18 protein-coding genes are annotated in these 21,880 nt (G+C 45.5%); 13 read left to right on the top strand and 5 right to left on the bottom strand.

Going from position 1 to position 21,880, the window contains the following annotated elements:
- Window positions 1–49 precede the first annotated feature (49 nt).
- Window positions 50–2,332 carry an AraC family transcriptional regulator gene (locus OB236_RS02720; RefSeq protein ID WP_262682598.1) on the bottom strand — a complete coding sequence of 761 codons (2,283 nt, stop codon included), beginning with the start codon at window positions 2,330–2,332 and terminating at the stop codon, window positions 50–52.
- 346 nt (window positions 2,333–2,678) lie between these two features.
- On the opposite strand from OB236_RS02720, the gene OB236_RS02715 reads away from it, so the two are divergent.
- The 5 genes from OB236_RS02715 to OB236_RS02695 all read left to right on the top strand — a co-directional run bounded on the left by OB236_RS02715 (window position 2,679) and on the right by OB236_RS02695 (window position 8,196).
- Entirely contained in the window at window positions 2,679–3,524 is an 846-nt protein-coding gene (locus tag OB236_RS02715) for an ABC transporter permease (protein WP_408638411.1), read from the top strand.
- A 94-nt stretch (window positions 3,525–3,618) separates the two neighbouring features.
- Complete coding sequence (locus tag OB236_RS02710) at window positions 3,619–4,500, top strand: carbohydrate ABC transporter permease (RefSeq protein ID WP_076229609.1); 882 nt, start codon at window positions 3,619–3,621, stop codon at window positions 4,498–4,500.
- 109 nt (window positions 4,501–4,609) lie between these two features.
- Complete coding sequence (locus tag OB236_RS02705; protein ID WP_262682597.1) at window positions 4,610–6,175, top strand: extracellular solute-binding protein; 1,566 nt, start codon at window positions 4,610–4,612, stop codon at window positions 6,173–6,175.
- Window positions 6,176–6,233: 58 nt separating this feature from the next.
- A complete protein-coding gene (locus OB236_RS02700; RefSeq protein WP_262682595.1) occupies window positions 6,234–7,079 on the top strand; it encodes a helix-turn-helix domain-containing protein in 846 nt (281 codons plus the stop codon).
- 226 nt (window positions 7,080–7,305) lie between these two features.
- Window positions 7,306–8,196 (top strand): LysM peptidoglycan-binding domain-containing protein, encoded by an 891-nt coding sequence (locus tag OB236_RS02695; RefSeq protein ID WP_262682593.1) that lies wholly within the window; start codon window positions 7,306–7,308, stop codon window positions 8,194–8,196.
- Window positions 8,197–8,516: 320 nt separating this feature from the next.
- On the opposite strand, the gene OB236_RS02690 is transcribed toward OB236_RS02695, so the two are convergent.
- The gene (locus OB236_RS02690) at window positions 8,517–9,917 is read right to left on the bottom strand and encodes a sensor histidine kinase (RefSeq protein WP_262682592.1); all 1,401 of its coding nucleotides are present in this window, start codon (window positions 9,915–9,917) and stop codon (window positions 8,517–8,519) included.
- The gene (locus tag OB236_RS02685; protein WP_262682591.1) at window positions 9,907–10,584 is read right to left on the bottom strand and encodes a response regulator transcription factor; all 678 of its coding nucleotides are present in this window, start codon (window positions 10,582–10,584) and stop codon (window positions 9,907–9,909) included. The genes OB236_RS02690 and OB236_RS02685 overlap by 11 nt, the downstream gene beginning before the upstream one ends.
- A 175-nt stretch (window positions 10,585–10,759) precedes the next feature.
- Here OB236_RS02685 and OB236_RS02680 point away from each other — a divergent pair, with 175 nt between their 5' ends.
- The 5 genes from OB236_RS02680 (at window position 10,760) to OB236_RS02660 (ending at window position 17,006) form a co-directional block, all read left to right on the top strand.
- Complete coding sequence (locus OB236_RS02680; RefSeq protein ID WP_262682590.1) at window positions 10,760–11,074, top strand: hypothetical protein; 315 nt, start codon at window positions 10,760–10,762, stop codon at window positions 11,072–11,074.
- An 85-nt stretch (window positions 11,075–11,159) separates the two neighbouring features.
- A complete protein-coding gene (locus OB236_RS02675; protein WP_262682589.1) occupies window positions 11,160–12,827 on the top strand; it encodes an efflux RND transporter periplasmic adaptor subunit in 1,668 nt (555 codons plus the stop codon).
- 31 nt (window positions 12,828–12,858) lie between these two features.
- Window positions 12,859–13,581: an ABC transporter ATP-binding protein gene (locus tag OB236_RS02670; protein ID WP_317259309.1), complete on the top strand. Its 723-nt coding sequence runs from the start codon at window positions 12,859–12,861 to the stop codon at window positions 13,579–13,581.
- On the top strand, window positions 13,578–14,753 hold the full coding sequence (locus OB236_RS02665; protein WP_262682588.1) for an ABC transporter permease: 1,176 nt from the start codon (window positions 13,578–13,580) through the stop codon (window positions 14,751–14,753). Before OB236_RS02670 ends, OB236_RS02665 begins: the two co-directional genes overlap by 4 nt.
- A gap of 93 nt (window positions 14,754–14,846) precedes the next feature.
- Window positions 14,847–17,006, top strand: a complete 2,160-nt coding sequence (locus OB236_RS02660) for a hypothetical protein (protein ID WP_262682587.1) — start codon at window positions 14,847–14,849, stop codon at window positions 17,004–17,006.
- A gap of 443 nt (window positions 17,007–17,449) precedes the next feature.
- On the opposite strand, the gene OB236_RS02655 is transcribed toward OB236_RS02660, so the two are convergent.
- Entirely contained in the window at window positions 17,450–17,794 is a 345-nt protein-coding gene (locus OB236_RS02655) for a DUF805 domain-containing protein (RefSeq protein WP_076229610.1), read from the bottom strand.
- 514 nt (window positions 17,795–18,308) lie between these two features.
- On the opposite strand from OB236_RS02655, the gene OB236_RS02650 reads away from it, so the two are divergent.
- The gene (locus OB236_RS02650; RefSeq protein WP_262682585.1) at window positions 18,309–19,448 is read left to right on the top strand and encodes an amidohydrolase family protein; all 1,140 of its coding nucleotides are present in this window, start codon (window positions 18,309–18,311) and stop codon (window positions 19,446–19,448) included.
- 47 nt (window positions 19,449–19,495) lie between these two features.
- Window positions 19,496–19,858: a Rieske (2Fe-2S) protein gene (locus OB236_RS02645; protein ID WP_076229611.1), complete on the top strand. Its 363-nt coding sequence runs from the start codon at window positions 19,496–19,498 to the stop codon at window positions 19,856–19,858.
- A 9-nt stretch (window positions 19,859–19,867) separates the two neighbouring features.
- Here OB236_RS02645 and OB236_RS02640 read toward each other — a convergent pair whose 3' ends face one another.
- Window positions 19,868–20,716, bottom strand: coding sequence for an AraC family transcriptional regulator (locus tag OB236_RS02640; protein WP_262682584.1), 849 nt, complete (start codon window positions 20,714–20,716; stop codon window positions 19,868–19,870).
- A 184-nt stretch (window positions 20,717–20,900) separates the two neighbouring features.
- On the opposite strand from OB236_RS02640, the gene OB236_RS02635 reads away from it, so the two are divergent.
- Complete coding sequence (locus OB236_RS02635) at window positions 20,901–21,776, top strand: phytanoyl-CoA dioxygenase family protein (RefSeq protein WP_262682582.1); 876 nt, start codon at window positions 20,901–20,903, stop codon at window positions 21,774–21,776.
- Window positions 21,777–21,880: the final 104 nt, after the last annotated feature.

The raw sequence follows: 21,880 nt of genomic DNA, 5'->3' as shown, positions 1-21,880 counted from the left end.
TCTGAAGCAAATGGAAGGTTTTTCTTCATGTACATGCCCTGATTAAGGGTTATTTCGACTGCCGCTCTCTGTACTGCCCCGGTGTGATACCCTCATGCTTCTTAAAGGTTCGATTAAAATAAGCGGCCTGATAGCCTACCTGCGAGGCAATATCGTTGATTTTCTCATCCGTTTCTATCAACAGCCGTTTGGCCTTGTCCATACGGAATTGGGTTAAATAATCAATAAACGTTGTGCCTGTAACCTGCTTAAAGCCGACACTCAGCTTCTTGGGGTATGTGCCGTGCAAATCCGCGCAATATTCCAGGGAGATATCCTTCATATAAGTTTCTTGAATCGTATGAAGCACCTTTTCGACGAGCTGTTTGAGCTGAATATCCTGCGTTTGATGCATTTCCTGCAAATAAGGTGCTATTAATTTGTCCTTGATCGTTTGGATCGTGGTCTTAGGGTCCATATGAAACAGCTTTTCCCACAGTGTCTCACCTTCATCCAAATGTAACGGGTTGAAACCGGAAAGCATGATCGTGTTTTGAATATTGCCGAACAGTTGAAGCAGACCCTGACGCACCTGAATTTCCTTATCACTCTGCTGTTGTAGAGCTGCCAGAAAATGATCCAGACCCTGGTACAGCTCCGTATCACTACCCATGCGTAGAGCTTGTATAATTTCCTTCTCGGTTTCGAATGGGTAATTAATGGCATGAGACCCTTCCGGCATCATTTCATCCATATACAAAATTTGCTGCTGTTCATCGAGCTTCTTATATTTCAGCGCTTTACGGGTATCATCGAATAGATCCGCGAGACTGCTGAGCGAACGTGTGCTTTTGCCTACACAAATGGTAATATGCACCTTGAGCAAATTGTACAGCATGGAAGCGAGCTCGTCAGCGAGATGATACAGGGTGGCCTTGATATCTGCCTCCGACATATCCACAGCAAATCGGATGAGCAGTCCGACCGTCAAATCCTGAAAGTTAATGACACTGCAGGCCATCGCTCTACCGTTTGTAGCTTCCCCAACTATATTGGATGCTGCAAATGTTACCAACTGCTCGTCACCAGGCGAAAATTTACCTTCGTGATGAGACAAGCCATGCATTTGAATCATCATTACCGAATGGATGGTATTCTGAACATCCCAGCCGTATTGCTCCATGCGATCGACGATTTCCTTTTCATTCAGAAAATACAAATGACCTTGTACAAGCTGCAGCAAAAAGCTTTCCTTAAGCGTAGGCAGCTGGGTGTCCAGACGTTCTTGCATCATCTGGCTTTCTCGTGAGATATGCTTCCATTCGCTGGCTATAAAATCGAGCTCATCCGTTCCTTCGGAGCTCTGCTTGCCAGAACGAAAGAGCAGAGCAAGCTTGCGAATCGGACGATACGATTGCCTGGAAGCGAACCAGGAGAGGAACAGGGCCAACAGCAATCCAAAGCAGCCTGAGTAGATAACCAACCGGGACAGCAGCTCGACTGGCTGGGTTAACTGCGCAAGCGGCGCAGCTGTGGCGACTTTCCATATATGGCCGATCCGTTTCATCGTGGCATATGAAATGGAATACGATTGACCTTTCAAGGTTTCCACGTAGGAGCCCTGCTCATTTTCTCCGATGACCCTTGCCACTAATAAATCCAGCTCCGTAGGCTGGTTAATGGGGTTCAAGCCCAGGGATATGGTTCTGCCATCCTGCTGCATCAGCATTGTGGAGCCTTCGCCTCCGGGTTCAAGCTCCCCGATCAGCCGGTTTAACTGCTTGGCGTTAATTTCGATTATTAATGCAGCCTCTGTAGTGGCTAATCCACCAGGAAGCCGGACGACCAGCATATACGGAGCGGCATTGGGATTACGCGTAATCGTATCTGTCCAATATATGTCCCGTTGGTAGGAAACCAAGGCTCGATAGTCCTGCAAGGAATCCTTGGAGGTAAACTTCTGAATGCCTTTATTTTCCTTGATCAGGACTTCCTGCTTATCCAGATAAAGGCTGACCTCATCGATCAGCGGATCTGATGCCTTGATCCACGTTAGTGATCGATAGATCACCTGCTGGATATTATAGAAGTCACGCTCGACATCCAGATTGCCATACGTATTGCTGAGGTTCAAATTAAATGACCATTGCGCAATGACGGTTTCCAGATGCGCGAGATTACTGTCAATTCGTTCAGTCGCGAACGAAACCTGATTTTGATGGGTTCGTTTGGCTTCTGCTTCGATATTGGCAGTTCCAATGAAATATACAAACAGTCCGATTATGGCAGCGGGTAAACAGGCGCTGATGGCTGCGATGAGAAACGTATTTCTATAATGTTTGTGCTTCCACATGCGCTCACCCCCCAGTTATACGTTATATCTTAATACATAGGTGGGCTGTAAGCCAAGCGTTTTTGGCCCTTGGAATGAAAGTCCAATGGCAGGAAATCGAGTGGAATGAAAGTGCATTTACAGGAAATGGAATAGGAATGAATATGCAATTGCCGGAAATAAAGCGGCATTATATATTGAGTCCAAGAACAACAAGAGGATGGTGAATGGGATGAGCGGCCCAAAGATGGATTCCATGAATGCTGCCGCATGGAAGACGACAACGCATAACAAGAAAGCGACCAAACGACGAGCAGTCTGGCGAGGGTTAATCAGGGACAAGTATTTGTATGTGCTCGCCTTGCCCATGCTTGCATATTTCCTCATATTCAAATATGTACCGATGTGGGGAATACTCATTGCTTTTAAAAACTACACGCCTTATGTAGGGTTTATGAACAGCCCATGGGTAGGGTTGGAGCATTTCGAACGGTTTTTCTCCAATACGGACTTTGCGATCTTGCTTCGCAACACGCTGGCGATCAATGTGCTGAACTTGGTCTTGTTTTTTCCGCTGCCGATCCTGATCTCTGTGATGCTTAACGAGGTCCGTAGAGAATGGATCAAGAGAACGATACAATCGGTGATTTATTTACCGCATTTTTTATCGTGGGTCGTGATTGCAGGGATTACTTTTCTGATGTTATCCACGTCAGATGGTGTCATTAACAAGATGCTGTTTGCACTTGGCTTTCAAAAGCATGATTTCTTGACGGATTCCAACTTCTTCTGGCTGCTGCTCACGTTTCAGTCGATGTGGAAGGAAGCTGGGTGGGGGACGGTAATTTTCCTCGCTGCGATTGCTTCGATTGATCCGGGACAGTATGAGGCTGCCAAAATTGATGGTGCCGGACGCTTGCGGCAAATCTGGCATGTGACCCTTCCGGCGATTCGTAATGTGATCATTATTTTACTCATTCTGCGGATTGGCCATATGATGGATGTCGGCTTTGAGCAGGTGTATCTGATGATGAATGGAGCCGTGGCCGATGTGGCCGATGTATTCGATACGTATGTGTACCGCAGCGGGATTCAGCAGGCTCAGTTCAGCTACAGCACTGCCGTAGGTTTGTTCAAATCGATCGTGGGTGTCATTCTGGTTGTGGTCACGAACCGATTAGCCAAAAAATTCGGAGAAGAGGGCATTTACTAAAGCAGGTACCGAGGGGAAGCAGAAAAGATGCGGCCTGATCTTGGGAACAAGCTCAATGAGCTGCTTGATATCAGCCTAACAAGGAGGTTAACCGATGGTAGATCGGAGTATTTCGGACAAGTTGTTCAGCTCGGCAGTTTTATTAATTTTATTGGTTATTGCTTTAACGATGTTTTTTCCTTTTTATTATGTATTCGTCGTTTCCTTCACCTCACCCGTTGAATACTTGCGCAAAGGTCTGGTGTTGTTTCCAACTGAATGGACCCTGACCTCGTACAAATATTTACTGGCGAATAATGTATTTGTGAATGCAACGGCGGTGAGCACCTTTCTCGCGACAGTCGGAACAGCACTAAGCTTGGTTGTTACAGCAGCGGGAGCCTATACGTTGTCCAGAAAACGACTGCAGGGGAGAAGGGTGCTGCTGATCCTGATTCTGATGACGACCCTGTTTAATCCGGGCATTATCCCGCCGTATCTGGTGGTTAGGGAATTGGGTTTAATCAACAGTATTTGGTCATTAATCGTACCTGTGCTAACGAGCGGCTGGTATGTGATATTAATGAAAGGCTTTTTTGAAAGTATTCCAGAGGAACTTGAAGAGGCAGGGAAAATTGATGGTGCATCTGATATTGGGATTTTCCTGCGGATCATTTTACCGCTGTCGCTTCCTTCTCTGGCTGCTTTTGGTTTGTTTTATGCAGTGGCTTACTGGAATACCTTCTTCTCGGCGATTTTGTATATCAATAAGGCAGATTTAAGGCCTCTGCAGGTTGTACTTCAAATGCTGCTGATTGATTCCTCCAGCTCGTCTTCGGGAGAAATCGCGAATCAGATGTCGAGCGAAATATCGATACCAACTGATACGCTAAAAATGGCTGCTGTAGTCATCTCGACCGTTCCGATTTTGCTGGTATACCCGTTTTTGCAAAAGCATTTTGCCAAAGGGGTTATGGTTGGCTCGATAAAGGGGTGAGTAGGTTTGGAATAGCCCGTTTGTCTGTGGTGGGTTGATGAATGCAGAATGCAGCTGAAAAAGCTGATATTAGGGTAAGCTTAATAACATACTCAGGGAGGTTACAAGGATGAAACGTTATCATTCCAACATGCACCAAAAAATCGCATTCACATGTGCTGCGGCACTCGTTCTGCCTGCTTTGCTTACGGCTTGCTCAGGTGGCGCCGGAAGTACGGGCGGAGATACCAAAGCCGGAGGAGCGACGAATGCGGATACAGGGAAACCTACGGAAATATCGATCTTTGCCAACCAACAGGGGGCGCAAGCCGTAGATTCTTCTAATGAGCTGCTCAAGGAAATCGAGAAAAAAACAAATACGAAATTGAGTATTACCTGGGTGCCTTTTAACTCGATCAAAGAAAAAACAAAGGTAGCACTGGCATCTGGAGACTTATCTGACCTGACCTTTGTTGATAATGTTTACGATTCGCAGGTCGTCCAGATGGCGACTTCGGGAGCTTTTTGGGATTTGACTCCTTATATCAAGGATTATCCGAACCTGAACGCGCTGCCCAAGGAAATATGGGATAATGCCAAGATCGATGGCAAAAACTTTGGCGTACCCCGGCCTCGTCCGCTTGAGGGTGGTTGGGGTGTACATGTCCGTAAAGATTGGCTGGATAAGCTGGGGCTGAAGGTTCCTGAAACGATGGACGATATTTATGCAGCAGCCAAGGCATTCACCGAAAAAGACCCTGATGGCAATGGAAAAGCGGATACGTTTGGACTTACCGGAAATGTGGATGCCGATGGGATGGGTGCTTATGGCTGGGTTGAAAATGTATTTGTCGGGGCGTCAGGCAAATGGAAATTGAAGGATGGACAGTTGGTTCCTGTTATTTATGAGCCGGGACAAAAGCAGGCCTTGGAATGGTTGAAAAAAGCCTATGATGAAAAAGTGCTTGTTCCCGATTTTGCCGTTATGAAATCTACACAAGCCAGGGAGCAGTATATGGCGAACAAAGCGGGAATATTTGGCTCTGCGCTTAATCCTCAATGGTTGTATACGGATGCGCTTCGTAAAATCGATCCGCAAGCCGACTCCTATCCGTTAACATACGTGACTGGACCGGAAGGCAAGTTCGCGGGTAAGGATTCGGGTGTATTCGGGATGTTCGTCATTCCCAAGACGGTGTCGGAAGCGAAGCTGAAGAAAATTTTGACTTTTGTGGATCAAGGGAATAGTGAGGAAATTTCAACGATGACCCAATTTGGCTTGGCCGATAAGCATTATACAATCAAAGACGGCTTCAAGGTTGCGACAGAGCAAGCCAAGATTGATAATATTCCGGATGTAACGAATAACCTGCTGCAAATTTTTCAGCGATACGATAAATACCAACGGGCCTATTACAATGGTATTCCCAAAGAATTCTACGAGCGCAACAAAAAAATCGTCGATGATCGTTCGAGCTTCAGCAAGCCGGACATCAGTACGGGGTTAATCTCGCAAACGGCGTTGACCTTAGGACCCGATCTGTACAAAAAGATTCAGGACATGAAAATCAAAGTCATTCTCGGTAAAGAGCCCATGTCTGCTTGGGATGATTATGTGGCTAAGCTGAAAACTGATCCGCAGTTCGTAAAAATTATTCAAGAAACCAACGAAGCTTACAAAAATAAAAATAAATAATGAGTTGATTGTCCCTGGTTGCCGGTTCTATGGTAATCAGGGATGTTGTTATTTTCTAATGATAGGGCTGAAGCGTATGGATTATGAGTTTTTGACAGGCTTTACGCCGCGAATGGTCGATGTGGTGGAGCGGGAGGCAGGGTTCTGGGAACGTTTTAATTATAACCTGCTGCGTGAGAGAACAAGACTTCATGTGCTCTGTTATGTGTACGCGGGTAAAGGCCTGCTTGAGCTTGATGGGGAAAGACATTTGCTCGTACCTGGCAGTCTGTTTCAAATTCGCCCGAACCGACATATGCGGATTACGACTCAACCGGATTCTCCGGTATGCTTCTTTTCCTTTCATTTTCAATATCGTCTGACCAGTTGGGAGGGTATTAACATGAAAATCATGGAAGGGGTTGAAGAGCTGCCTTTTCCAATCGTACAATATGTTCAGGAGCAGCCTGCTCTGACAGCCGCATTCCGTAAAGTCTTTCAACTGTGGAGGGACAAGAACAGCGGCTACGTATGGCTGGTCAAACTTGAATTCCTGAATACACTCCAGCTTATGAATCAACTATCCACGATGCAGCAGGAGGATTCCTCGACCTTGGCAGCGATTCAGAAGGCCATTCAATATATGAAATCTGCCTATCAGGAGCCGTTAACGAGAGATAGGCTGGCCGAGCATGTGTCCTTATCACATGGTTATTTTTCCGTTTCCTTTAAAAAGCATACAGGCATGAGTCCTATCCAATATTTAACCCAAATACGTATGGATTCCGCCAAGCATCTGCTTAAAAGTTCAATGCTCCCAATCAAAAAAATCGCTGAAGAGAGCGGATTTCCCGATTCTTTTTATTTCTCACGTTTGTTTGTCAAAGAAACCGGTATGTCTCCTCGCGACTATCGGAACTCTTAACTGCAGCCAATAGAAGAAACCTCAAATGAGAGAGTTCCTGAACGGTTTCTTGTGATCAATTGCTAACACATCATAGCTGGATACACTGTCGGGTTTCCCAGGATATCAATAAATAGAGGAAAAAGAGTGAAAATAGCTCGATCTTGTTTTACCTCTTTTTTCACTCATTCAGTCTATAGTTGTAATCAGCAACAAACACATTCCGCGAAAGGATGATTGAATCAACATGAAAAAAACAAACTTTTCCAGCTTAAACAAGACAAAGATGCTTGCAGGTACCTTAACCTTCGCCTTCTTGTTAAGCGGGGGATCCGCCGTAGCCGCTTCTTCCGTGGTGACCTCGTTAATCTCGCAATCAGTTGGGACCGCTGTATATGACACATCTGCTCCTGTACCGCCACAACCGTATCTCGGCCACCCGGCTCCACCCGCAGGAAAGCCTCCGCTACCGCTTGGACCAGGTCTGGGGGAGCTTCAATCTGATGCTCTCCTGACAGTCATGAATTTGACAGCAGATCAGCTTCGGCAGGCGCTGGAATCAGGACAGTCCTTGTCCGAGATTGGTGCAAGCCAGGGGACCAACATGCAAAAGGTTGCTGATCTGGTGGCAGATGCCCTGAAAGCAACACTTGAACGGGAGCTGAACGACGGTCATATTATACAAGACCAGTTTAATGTTCGCTTAAATGAAGTGGCTGATCGTGCCGCATACGCATTGTCACGCACACATCCAAAACCGCCTGCTCCACCTGCTCTGGGTACTCTTGCACCCGAATTGGGATTGGGCCCAACTCTGGGGCCTGGCTTGGAGCAGTTAAATCAAGAAGCACTGCTGTCGCTCCTTAGTATTTCCTCCGACAAGCTGACGAGCTCATTGAGAAGCGGTCAATCCTTGTCTGATATAGCAGCGGCGCAGGGTATCGATGTGCAGAAGCTGATTGATCTGGCAGCTCAGGGATTGACCAGCCGACTGGATCAAGAGCTGAGTGAGAAGATGATATGGAAGGACGAATATGAAACTCGCAAGCAGGAAATTTCCGTCCGGGCAGCCGATGCCATTCAGCATAAGCATCCAAAACCGCCCCACCCCGCGCTCCCACCTAAACAAGCTAAATAATATATGACTTTGAATAGCTTCCATTGAATCCACGATAAAGACCATAATTCTCTACAAGTGTAGAAAATTATGGTCTCTTCCGTGCCTTGCCAAGGAGCATGCTTTCAGCTTCTGCTGCGGCAAAATGGTACAATTCGTCTGTCGATTTAATTTTGGTCAGCTCTTTCTTGTACGGTTTTTACACAGTATAGATAATCCGAAGTCGTATTACGTTTAGCCTTGGTAACCCAATCAAAAGTGATGGGACTCCAAAATGAGAACAAATCCTTACACATTTACCAACGATCCATCGCCACCCAAAGGTGGCTGTTCACGAAAATTTACATAGGGAGTGGTACAATGGGCAGTTCCGCCTTGAACAAACTGCCCACTCCGGGCTTGCTTTCCACGTTTATCGTTCCTGCATATGCTTCCACAATCTGCTTCGCGATGGCAAGTCCAAGTCCATGTCCACCCACCTGTCGCGAGCGCGATTTGTCAGGTCGGTAAAAGCGTTCGAAGATGCGTGGGAGCTCCTCTTCCGGGATCCCGACTCCTGTATCGTAAACCTCTATCAGGAGTGTGTCTTTTAAAGACCCGGTCTTGTACGTGATCGTCAGGGTTACAATTCCTCCAGGTAGGGTGTACTTGATCGCATTTTCCAGAAAAATAACAATTAATTGAATTATTTTCTCCTGATCCAGACAAATCCTTAACACCGATGGGGCATTCAGCTTCAACTCAACCTGCTGGACCTCTGCCAGAAGGTTGAGCCGACCAACCGTTTGCGCTGCTGTGTCTGCCAAATCGAACCATGCGTTATGTATCAACACCTCCCCTGTATCGCTGCGAGCCAGCAGCAGTAGATCACTTGCCAACCGATTCATGCGATGAACCTCTTCTTTAATACCTTCGAATACCCAATCTCTAAAGGAACTGTCACTGGAACCATCCTCCATGTCCAGCGTCTCAATAGAGGCCAGAAGCACACTAATCGGCGTACGCAGCTCATGAGAAGCATCAGCTACGAATTGCTGTTGACGTTCATAAGCCTTGCGAATAGGAATCATTGCCTGTCGTGACATCCACCGGCTAAAAACAATGACCAACGCCAGAAAAAGGAAAGCAATACCCAAAAGGGTGGCCAGCAGCCAGTAAAACAGCTGCTTTTGGAAGGATATGTCTTTGCCTACATACAGGGTTCCGACAAGCTTGCTGTCTCGGTAGAGCGGACGGCTTCCAACCAAATAAGGCAGGCTCTGTTGGACATCATTGGGCTGACGTAAATGAATTAATGATTCTTTGTAGGCTTGCAATTCCACTTTTTGAAGAGTTGGCCTACGAAGCGCTCCTTGCTGAATCAAACCAAGGACCTGTGTACTCAGCTCCTTCTGTAACTCGGCACCGATTACCCTGTCGCCAACTATGTCTATTACATAATAAAACGCCTGATCGGTGCTCAGTTCAAATGGGCGCTGGCCGGGCTTATCGAATTTCCCATTGAGTATATCCACATACAGAGGCCCCTGAAGTGCTCCGATTTCTGCGTCCAATAGCTTATTGAGCTTTTCTTCCTGATTGCTCCAGATAAGAAAATACAGTAGCGAGTAAACGATTATAATAAACAACAGCAAAAACAAACTAAGCAGTACACTGTATTGCAGCGTAAGCATAGACTGTGTTCGGCTGAATAGCTCGTCTCCGAATAAACGCTTTCGCCAATGATGCAGTTTAAGCTTCAATTTTGTAGCCGACCCCCCACACATTCTTAATCCAGTCCGAACCCGGGTCAATTTGCAAAAGCCTTCTACGGAGAAGCTTAACTGTTGCATCAATGGTTTTAAGTGTAACTTCCGTTTCCAAGCTCCAGATTCGATCCAAAATAAGCTCTCGAGATAGCACTTGGCCTTTGTTCTGCACTAGCAAATCCATCAATTGAAACTCCCGGTGCGACAACTGCACCCTATTATTCCCTTTAGCTATGATATGGCTCGTGCGGTTCAACTCCAATTCGCCCCAACGATATACCTCTTCTAGCAGAGGCGTAAAGCTTCGCCGTCCCAACGCTCTGATCCTTGCCAACAATTCTTCGATTTCAAAAGGTTTGATCAGATAATCATCGGCTCCAGCGTCCAGTCCCTTGATTCGATCCTGCACAGAATCCCGAGCGGTCAGCATCATTATAGCACCAGTGTAGCCGTTCAGACGCAATTGCTGGCAGACAGACCATCCGTCCAGGTCCGGCAGCATCCAATCGAGCACCAGTACATCATAGCTGGAAACGCTGGCATAATCATAAGCCGTTTCCCCACTGATGACCCAATCCACGGTATGTCCGCCCTTTATTTTGAGCATATGGGCGGTCAGCTTCCCCAACCGCTGTTCATCCTCCGCCAGCAATATTTTCATCAGTCTGTTCGCTCCCGTTCTTATCTTTTTTAATTAAGTATATCAGGATACAGGATATCAACAAATAGCGAAAAAAGAGTGAAAACAACATGGTTATGTTTTACCTCTTTTTTCACTCATTGTGCCTAAAGTGGAACTCAACAACGAACATGTTCCTCGAAAGGATGCTTGAACCATGATGAAAAAAACAAACGTCTCCAGCATAAAAAAGATCAAGATGCTGGTGGGTACCTTAACATTTGCCTTTATGTTAAGTGGGGGCTCTGCAGTAATGCCTGTTGCTATGGCCGCTTCCTCCGTTGGGATGGCTATTTATGACACTTTTGCTCCGATACCGCTCGCGCTCGGCCCAGGTCTGGCCGATCTTGACCGTGATGCGCTCTTGGAAGTAATGAATCTGACCCCAGGCCAGCTGCGACAGGAGCTTGAGTCGGGACAGTCCTTATCCGAGATTGCCATAAGCCAGGGTAGTCAACATGTAAAAGATTGATGATCTAGAGGCAAATGCGCATCCTAAACCGCCTGAACGAAATCAAAGCGGACTATTACTAGCAGCAGTTGGGGAGGACGATTCTATGAAGATGAAAAAATTAATTATTGTAACATTAACTGCACTGCTTGTATGCGGCTGCGGTACATATGTTTACATGAAAAAAGACACATTGTTCGGAACGACACAGGCCGTTGTTCAACAAACCACCTATACCGTAAAAAAGGGGAATGTGCGTACAGCTATCTCAGGCACGGCACAGCTGGAGCCCCAGGATCTACAAACGATTGTTCCACCTAAGGAGGGCATGATCAAATCCTTGAACCTAACAAGGAACCAAACGGTCAAGAAAGGCGATCTCCTCCTAGAAGTATCGGATTCGAGCTTAGATGAGAAGCTCGAATCCGCAAGACAAATGCTTAGCAGTTATCTAACGGATATGCAGGATTTGCAAAAACAAGCAGATGCTCTCAAGGCAGTAGCGCCAACAAGCGGCAAGCTGACAACGAATATTAGCGAAGGCGCGGGAATCTCCATAAATTCCAAGATAGCCACAATTGCAAGTATAGACAATTTAATGGTTGCCCTGCCTTTCCTCCAGGAGGAGGCTTTGCAGATTCAAGCAGGTGATCTGGTTAAATTAACTATTGACGGATATCTGTTAACCAAATCGGGAACGGTCACGGCTATATCGCATGATGTCAAATCAGATACCAGAGGGAACCATCTCCTCGATGTGACGCTGCAGGTAGATAATGATGGAACCATGGATGCCGGACAAAATACCAAGGGCACACTCACTATTGGAGGCTTGAAAATAGAATCTAAAGCGCAAGCAGCCCTACAGTACAAAACCACAGCTAACGTATTGGCAGGCGCTTCGGGAACGGTAGGCCAGATGGCGTTCAAAGAAAATCAAATGGTCCACAAAGGCGATCTGATCGCTACGATAGTAAGTGAATCCTTGCCCAAAGAGATAACAAGTAAACAAAATCAAATCGACCAAGCCCTAAAAAGCATTAAGAATATGGAGGATCAACTGGAGAAGCTGAAGGTCTATGCTCCTTTTGATGGCATATTTTCTACTGATTTTGTCGATCAGAAGAAGAATGTACTGGCTTCATATCCGGTCGGGACTACCATACTTAGCGACGTACAACTAGGAGCTGTAGCCAATTTGAACACCCTCCAGTTGCCTGTTAAGGTGGATGAGCTTGACCTCCCCAAAATCAAAATTGGCCAGAAAACAGAGGTAAGGGTAGATGCTATTTCAGGCAAAGTGTTTATGGGAGAAGTGACACAGGTTTCTACGGTAGGAACGGTGACGAACGGCGTTTCCTTTTATACTGCTGTTGTAACGTTAACCAATGCTTCCGAGCTCAAATATACGATGACAGCTACTGCTGATATTCTGATTGAGGACAAAAAAGATGTGCTCGTTGTACCGGTGGCTCATGTGAAAACCAGTAACGGCAAGAAGGTGGTCACTGTAAAAAAAGAAGATGGCACGATAGACTCTGAGCATGAGGTGAAGATAGGTGCCAATAATTCGACCCTGATAGAAATTACCGATGGGCTGGCAGAAGGCGATATTCTAGTTACAGAAACCTATGCTACGACAAAAAAACTGACTCAAGCGGAGACGGATGCCTTGAGAAATCAATTCCAGCAGAGAGCTCGCAACGAGGCTCCAACAGGCGATGACGGTGGAAATCCGCCGCCTCCTCCAGGTCCGCCTCCAGGGGGATTCTAAAAAAATTCCAATAAGAAGGGTATGTAAACCTATGAAAATGATCGAGTTAAAGCAAGTAAAAAAAACATATTTTCGAGGTAACGAAAATCTTCATATTTTGAAGGATGTTTCACTAGCTGTAGGTGCAGGCGAATTTGTAGCCATTGTAGGACCAAGCGGTTCAGGGAAGTCTACCCTTATGAATATGATCGGATTGCTGGATATACCCACATCAGGCTCTTATAGTCTCAATGGGATCGCCACGGAGAAGATGAAGGGTGATGAGCTGGCGGGTCTTCGAAATCGAAAAATTGGTTTTATATTTCAGCAATTTAATTTGCTGCCGCGACTTTCCGCAATTGAGAATGTGGAGCTGCCGATGATTTATGCAGGCTTTGGCAAAAAAGAACGAAGAACAAAGGCGCAGCAAACACTGGAGCTTCTGGGGATGGGGCAACGTTCCCATCACCGTCCCAGTGAGTTGTCAGGCGGCCAGCAGCAGCGTGTAGCTGTTGCCCGCGCCTTGGCCATTGGCCCCTCATTGCTGCTGGCCGATGAGCCGACGGGTGCATTGGATTCCAGGACAGGACAGGAAGTGCTGGAGCTGATGCTGCATTTGAATGAAATGGGCAATACGATTGTTCTAATCACCCATGATTTACATATTGCCGAGCACGCCAAAAGAATAGTTACGATAAGGGACGGATCGATTGTCAGTGATGTAGACAATAAGCCCCAGCGGAGGCAAGTAGAGGCGGTGGAGGCTAACGTATGAGAATCATGGAATTGTTGCAGATGGCACTCCAAACAATAAGTGCAAGCTGGATGCGGACACTTCTCACAATGCTGGGTGTTATTATTGGGGTTAGTTCGGTTGTTACTTTGGTGGCTATTGGCCAAGGAACCTCGTCGCAAATTGCCAAGCAATACGAAAACATGGGAACCAATCTGCTGGTGCTCAATTTACTTGGTCCAAGGCGTGCTACGCAACTTAACTATCAGGATCTTATGAGTTTCGAGGGATTTCCCGAGTTTAATGCGATAGCTCCTGCTGTTACTTCCAAAATCAATGTGAAATACAATACAAGTCAAGATGCTTATGACGTTAATGGTACCAACGAAAGATATTTGAACATCTTGAAAGTTTCTTTAAGGGACGGGCGATTTATTACAGAATCCGATCTGGATCTGCGCACGAATGTCGCTGTATTGGGAACGACAGTTGCCAAGGAGCTATTCGGAACCGTGGATCCAATAGACAAGTTGATTAATATTAATGGTTTTCAGTTTACCGTAGTTGGCTTATTTAATACCAAAGGCTCCAGTATTGGAGGACCTTCGGTTGATACTTCCGTTATAGTGCCATTAACAACTGCACAGCGGCAATTAAATTTCGGCGCGATTCGTACTGCCTATTTTGAAGCTACGACCAAAGACGATATAACGGTTGCACAAAGTACATTGACATCCTATTTGACATCTAAATTTAAAAGCGCCACGGGGTTTCGGTTCACCAATCAGGATCAGTTACTAACTGCAAGTACCGAAGCCTCGAACACCTTAACAAGCCAACTGGTTAGCGTTGCTTGTATTTCCTTGCTGGTTGGTGGTATCGGAATAATGAATATAATGCTAGTTACCGTTAGTGAACGAACGCGAGAGATCGGGATTCGTAAATCGATTGGTGCCACGCGGGGAAATATTCGTTTGCAATTTCTGTTCGAGGCCGTGGTTATAAGTGGCCTTGGTGGATTAATCGGATTAGCGCTGGGCGTTACATTTGCGAAGGTGTGGCCTTATTTCAACCCTAAACAATTAACCGTTGTTTCATTCGATATAAGTCTGTATGCCTTTTTGTTCTCGGTATTTGTAGGGATTGTTTTCGGCTTATATCCGGCCAATAAAGCTTCCAAGCTGCGCCCAATCGATGCTTTGCGCACTGATTAAGTATAATAATACTGACGAAGCGTCTTCGTTACGGAACCTCAACGGTTGCTTAAAGAAACAAACTTTCTGCGAAAACTTAAAGGAGGAACATTCATGTATAGGGATTGGTTACGCGATACGAAAATCACATATATAGCCCGGCTCGCGCTTATAGCTGCTGTCATAATAGGCATGGCTTTATTCGCTTGGACTAACCTTATTGTTTATGCGGGTAAGGAAGGGGTACTTATAAGCAATTCTGTTTATTTTACGCTTGAGGATGTTGCCATTTCCAAAGGCTTGGATACGCAGATAATGAGTTTTAACATCCAATTAAACAATGATAGCGATTCGGTTGTTGACTATAATCATTACGGGATTAAAGTAGCCTCCCAAGCTGGTGGCAGCTATTACGCGCGAATGACCAAAACGACTGATGGGCTTGTAGCTGTACATTCTACAACAAGCTACAATTATGTAACAACGATTCCGATAGCCGTTGAAACCAGCCAACTGCAGGTTACTGTGTTCGAGCGTAGCGGCGGAAAATTATTGGATGTAGGGTCGCTTTCAGTAGCAAGTGCGCAGTCGTTTGGTGAACAACCTGGGCAACTGCTCTTGAATCTAGCTGATGTTGATACATCCTTAACTACCAGCTCATATGTCACTGTTCAAGTCCTTAAAGCTATCACTGTCCCGCAGGATGGTAAATGGACACTTTTGGTGGATGCATTATTGACGCCAACAGGTTCAGAGAGCATCACATTACCTACAGGATTAAAATATTTACTTCATGACGAACAAGATAAAATCCTGGTTTTTACTGCTAATGCGATTAATGGAAATTCAATCAATGCAGGCCAGACCAAGCATGTATTACTTACGGTTGAGTTAGATACGATTCCTAACGTGGATAAGATGGTTTTGGAGCTAGCCAACAATAATCTTGGTACGATATCCTTCGGTAAGCTATCCTTAATATCGTTGTCTCAAGTCGCTAAAATGGGAGAGAAAATCCCATACCTTATTCAAGGTCGTGAAGGGTTAAATTTGGAGCTGCAAAAGGCTGAAGAACAGCTTATTTCCAACAAGAAAGGTGTACTCATTACGACTGTTTTGCATAATGGAAGCAAAAGCGCTTTGCAAACGCCAACTTTAACAGGCACGATGATTTCCGATCAAGCCGCGCTTTCCATAGCAACGGATACGATCATATCGCCGGATGCTTATATTGCTCAAGGGAAATCTGGTATTTACAAATTTTTCGTGCTGTTACCTGAGGGAATCGCCGCTGAACAGCTCAAATTTGTAACAGGAACATCAAACACGGCTAGCGGTAAAACTACTGGAGCAGCGGTGACATCAGCTACAAAAGACAACTCGTTATCAGTGTCGACGGCAAATATTACAAGCACGGTTCCTATCGCCTTAGTCAGTCTTCAAGATGGCATTACCACTGCTACTAATTTAGACTCGATTGCATCGTACACACTCGGCCAAGCGTTCACCTTCGACTCAGGTAGTAAATTAATTGATCCTGAACTAGAGATGTCTGTAGTAGAACTGAACGGGTATACTAACGCGGACAATGGCTATCAATCGGTCATCGCCAAGTTCAAGTTTTTGAACAAAAGCAATGAAACTCTTGCATTGCCAACGTTTGATACAACTTTGACAGATGCATCGGGAACCTCCTTCCCGGGTACACGTGAGACGACTTCCTTAACGCAGTTAATTCCGAATGCGGCCTATGTGTATAGCTACTCCTACATGCTGCCTCCTACAGCAACTGGAGCTTTTAAATTGAGTATATTGGATACGTCCAACTTTACGCAGGTGAAGCTACCCATTGCAGATTACAAAGTGACAATGAACCAAACAGGTGAGGATGATCCGAATGCGATCAGTAAGGTGCTCTCCTTCTATCCTTACACAGTGAATATTGAAAATTGGGAATTGTCCTCCGTGTATAGCTCCAATGCTTATTCATATAAGTTAAAGCTGAGCCTCGATATTCAAAAGGTTGCGGAGGTTATTGTGGATAATACTATTGCAACAATGGAATTCGAGCTGGTTGACGGCAGAGATCGGATATTAGGAAGCAACAATCAAACGCTTCAAGGAAAAGGGAAATTGATCAATGGAGCACAAACGGTTACTTTCACTGATATTAAATCTGAACAATTGGATTATCCGTTGACACTTCGAATTTATGAGAACATCACAACATCCGCTGGTGTTGCCAAAAGGCTGATGGCTACATTTAAACAGTAGTACAATAGTAAAAAAGTACACCATTAACCGAATAACAGAACAAACCGGTATATCTAATGCAAGAATCTATCAAATACTTGAAAACGTAAGCGTAAAATAGTCCGCACCTACCTAATGGCCAGATGAGGACTCGGGTAGGTCTATTTCTTGAATCCACGACAGGCTTGCGCTTCGAGATCCTGTAGGTTCGGTATTTGGGGAAGATTCTGGATACGAAATCGACAGTTTTTATGTATCGAAAAAATGCGTCCGAATATTGGTGATTTGGTTAAGAAGGAAAATAGCGAACAAGCTTCGATTTACTACAAAATGGCAGAAAAAGAGTCGCCACCTTTCGGTTAGTTGTACCTCTACAAACTAACCGAAAGACGGTGACTCCATGAAAAAGTGGTGAGTCGTCAAAATCCACTATCTGGTTAATCAACAGGCGTAAATTCTTATAACTACATTTTAGGATTCGCGCCATATTTATTATCATACTCTTCACTATCCTGACACAAAAATACAATGAGGATAATGCTTCCAATCAGCGGAATCAAACTAATTAAGAGCCACCATCCGCTTCTTCCCGTATCGTGTAGTCTGCGAGCTCCAACAGCTAAAGACGGTAACAAAATAGCTAATGAATACAGTCCTGCTAATACGGAATTCAGATTTACGATTGAATCCAATATGGCCGCCACAATAGAAAAGATGGTACTGAACAGAAAAAACATCCAGTATTCCTTGCGTCTTGCTCTCCCTTGAAACCCAGCGTAATTCTTAAACGCTTTTAAAAACCATTCCATTTCCAATCCACCTCGATTTCATTTTGTTGCGGTATCCGCAATCTTTCAATTACTTTTTCTATATCGGCAGGTAGAATACAAATTTTAAGTGTATTGCCAAATTTTTTTGAAAATGTCTGCTCTTGCCCTTGCCCTTAGGTTTCTCCTTTGCTCTTGTTTTTTGCTCTTGCCCTTGCCCTTGCCCTTGCTCTTGCTTGCTCTTGCTCTTGCTCTTGCTCTCTACCTCCTGCCAAGTGAGGTGAACGATGAGCGAAGCGGTCGTGGTGTTCTGGAGAAGCGGAGCGCTCGCCTTTGTTTGCGGATTTTCACCGATAAATGTCTGATCAAATGAGGAAAATCCGCAAACAACAGCGATCGTAAGAACACTTCGACCGCGCAGCTCCTAACGTTCACCTCACTTGTTGCACACTTTTCTCCAGATTTTCCGAAACTTTTGTTCATGTACGAACCTCCGATGTGCCTTTATAGTAGAACCTATAAGCAATTAGATTCCACGGTTAAAGGAGCGAATAAGATGAACAATAAACCTAATATCATTGATGCTGATGTGCATAATGCGATTGCCAAGCCCAAGGATCTGCTTCCATTTTTGCCGAGAGTATGGCACGAGAACTGGCTGGCAAGCGGTCCAGGCTACGGTGGAGGCTGGTATTCACCAATAGGCGTGATGCGTAAGGATTCCGTTCCTGAAGGTGGAGAAACTCCAGGCAGCGACCCTGCCTTCATGCTGAAGCACCATTTTGAAAAATACGGAATTGACTACGGGATTTTGACAGGGTCCGGGGTGCTCGGCATTTCTCTGAATCCGAATCCCGATTATGGTAATGTCGTCGCCAGTGCTTACAATGATTGGCTCGTTGAAACCTGGCTGAAGGCCAGCCCGGTATTTAAAGGGTCTATTCTTATCAATCATTCGGACCCGCAGACAGCGGCCAAGGAAATCGATCGGATGGCGAAGCACCCGGATATGGTACAGGTGATTATGTGCAGTGGTTCGAGAATGCTGTATGGTCAGCGTTATTATCATCCGATCTACGAGGCGGCGGAGCGTAACGGACTGCCGGTGGCTGTTCATCCCGGAACGGAAGGCAGGGGCATATCGGGAGCACCGACACCATCCGGTTACCCGACATCCTATCTGGAATGGCACAATATTTTGCCGACGAACTATATGGCCCATGTGAACAGTCTGGTCTGTGAAGGGGTATTTGAAAAGTTTCCAAAGCTGAAGTTTGTTGCCATTGAAGGTGGAATTGCATGGCTGCCGCATCTGATGTGGCGGATGGACAAGAATTACAAAGCGCTGAGGGATTTAGTCCCTTGGTTGAAGCGGATGCCTTCCGAGTATATTCGAGAGCATATTTTGCTAACGACACAGCCGATTGAAGAGCCGACAAACCCTGATCATCTTAACCAGGTTTTTGATATGATTGGCGGCGACCATATGGTCATGTTCTCATCCGATTATCCGCATTGGGACTTTGATAATCCACAGATGGTGCTGCAGCCGATTCGCAAAGATTTACGACGTAAGATTCTGGTCGAAAATGCTATGAATCTGTATGGACTGTATGACAAACCAGCTGCAAACATCGCACAATCGACTGAGGCTCCTTCGAACGTAACTTCCTCAGAGCCTTACAACAAGGCTTAAACGGGTAAGGTCCGTTGGTTCTATAAATTCGAAGGAGGAACACCATAATGAATAAAGTCAAAGTACGTTACGAGGCTGCGTCACTCATGGAATTGCAGGAAAAAGGGCGGGTCATAGCAGTGGTTAAAGGCATGGAGATCGGAATCTTTCTTGTAAAAGGAAACCTGCATGCATGGCGAAATGTGTGCCCGCACGCTGCGGCTCCGGTGTGTGTAGGGGTTGTATGCGGGACCCGATTGCCTTCGATGGTTTACGAGTATCAATATGGCAGGGAGCAGGAAATTGTTCGCTGTCCCTGGCATGGCTGGGAATTCGATCTGACCAATGGCCAGCATTTGGCAGATCCTAACGTCCGACTGCGGGGATATGAGGTGGAGACAGAGGGTGATCAGGTATATGTGCTGATCTGAATGCTTATGTTAATGTCTGTTCCGAAATTGAGTCGGTGAAACGCCGAAATAGGCTGTAAACTGCTTGGTGAAATAATGAATGGAAGCATAGCCCAGATACAATGAAATATCGGTTATGGATCGGTTGCTTTCAAGCAGGGTGGCTGCAGCTCTACGCATTTTTATTTTCAAAAGATAGGCTTTAGGCGACAGTCCCGTCATCTGTTTAAATAAATTATAGAAGTGGGTCTTCTGCAGCCCGCTTTGGATTTGCCAATCAATCTCATCGTCATGGCTCCAGGAATGGCTCTCCATCTTTTCGATAATGCGTTGAATCCGTGGATCGAAGGGTTGTGCTGAACGGCAAATTTGATGAAATTCCAAAATCCAACCATAAAGCAGACTTGCTGAAATTTCGTTCTTAAACAGGCTGTTTTCACTGTACACACGAGTTATATGAATAAACAAATCGACAAGACGAGGATGCTGTTGGATTTGTACCACCGAAGGAAAGTGCTCCAGTTCTTCACAGGGCATTATGGTAGTGAGGTATTGAGAGTCGATTTGTGCGGTGTTGTAGGCTACATGCTGCTTTGTCTCCATGGGATGATTTGTCCAAAGCTCGCAATAAATATTATAGCTGGACAAAGGATCTTCATGACTGCTCTGAAAACCATGTATGAGTGTCGGTGGAATATAGAACAAAGATCCTCTACGTACAGGATAACGCTTGGAGCCGACTGTCACCGTGCCTTGTCCACCATCAAATAGATGAAAAGCATAACAATACCCATAACGATTTCCTTCATTGGAGCTTTCATAAAACTTGTAATGGTGGGCAATTCTTAGGATTGGAACTATATCTTGAATGTTTTTCACGGAGCTGATTCATCTCCTGACCATTGGAATACGAGCTGACCTCCTTAGTTTAACATATTTGGGCGAATTCAAATCACCGGAATATCGTACAAATCAGTGATGATTTATTAAAATACTTATGAACCGTCCATTGCTATAATAATCCTGCAGATCAATCCAAACTTTATCTGGAGGTGTTTGAGTGATGGACGTGTATGTAAGTGGCAGTTTAACGAAAGAGCAATTGGATTTTTATAACGAAGAAGGTTATTTGGTTCTTCCCGAATTATTAACAGAAGAAGATTTGCAAGCGGTGAAGCAGGCGATGTCACAAAAGGTGACACAGATAGCCGATGAGCTGTTAGCCGCAGGGTTAATTACGGATACTTTAGCGGATACTCCTTTTCCGAATCGACTGGCGGATTTGTTTAAGGACTTATCCGCAGAGGAATTTCTGAAATACGGGCGCAGCTGGAGAGACCGCCTTCCAGGCTACTTTACCCTAATGAGTAATCCCAAAATATTGAATGCAGTAGAATCGCTGATTGGCGGTGAAATATTTTCTAACCCGGTTTATAATGTTCGTCCCAAGGTTCCTCTTGTTGCGGCAGGTGCAGTACCGTGGCATCAGGACAAATCGTATTGGCCGGATGCGAATGCAAATCCTGTCATTACAGTATGGATCTCATTGGTTGATGCAACGGAAGAAAATGGCTGTCTGCATATCAAGCCGCGAACGCATAAAAAGCGGGTGTTGAAATGGCATCGGGAGAGTGCTACAGGAACCGGCTACACCGCTTTAAGCGAGAAGCAATTAGGAACTACACCAACCGTAATCTTGCCCGTAAAAGCAGGGAGTGCGATATTGTTTAACGATCGCTGCCTGCACATGTCCACTCCAAACTTGTCGAAAAGTGTTCGCTGGAGTGTGGATCTGCGTTACCAGCCTACAGATCAGGATCCAATGCCACAGCATGGAGCCGGTTTTCTTGCAAGAAGCCATAAGTATCCTGAACGGGTATGCACCTTGGCGGATTGGTTAAACAACCAACCTGAGCATAGAGAACAGGATTTGCGATAATTGCATAGCAAACAGCGCCCTGAACCCGATATTTCACTCGGGTCAGGGCGCTGTTTATTTGGAGCCGTCATGCGAAGTATCGCAATGGATAGGGACTCTTTACC

Source organism: Paenibacillus baimaensis, assembly GCF_025567575.1.
Note: the sequence above shows the minus strand (reverse complement) of the source record. Positions and strands in the feature narration are given on the sequence as shown.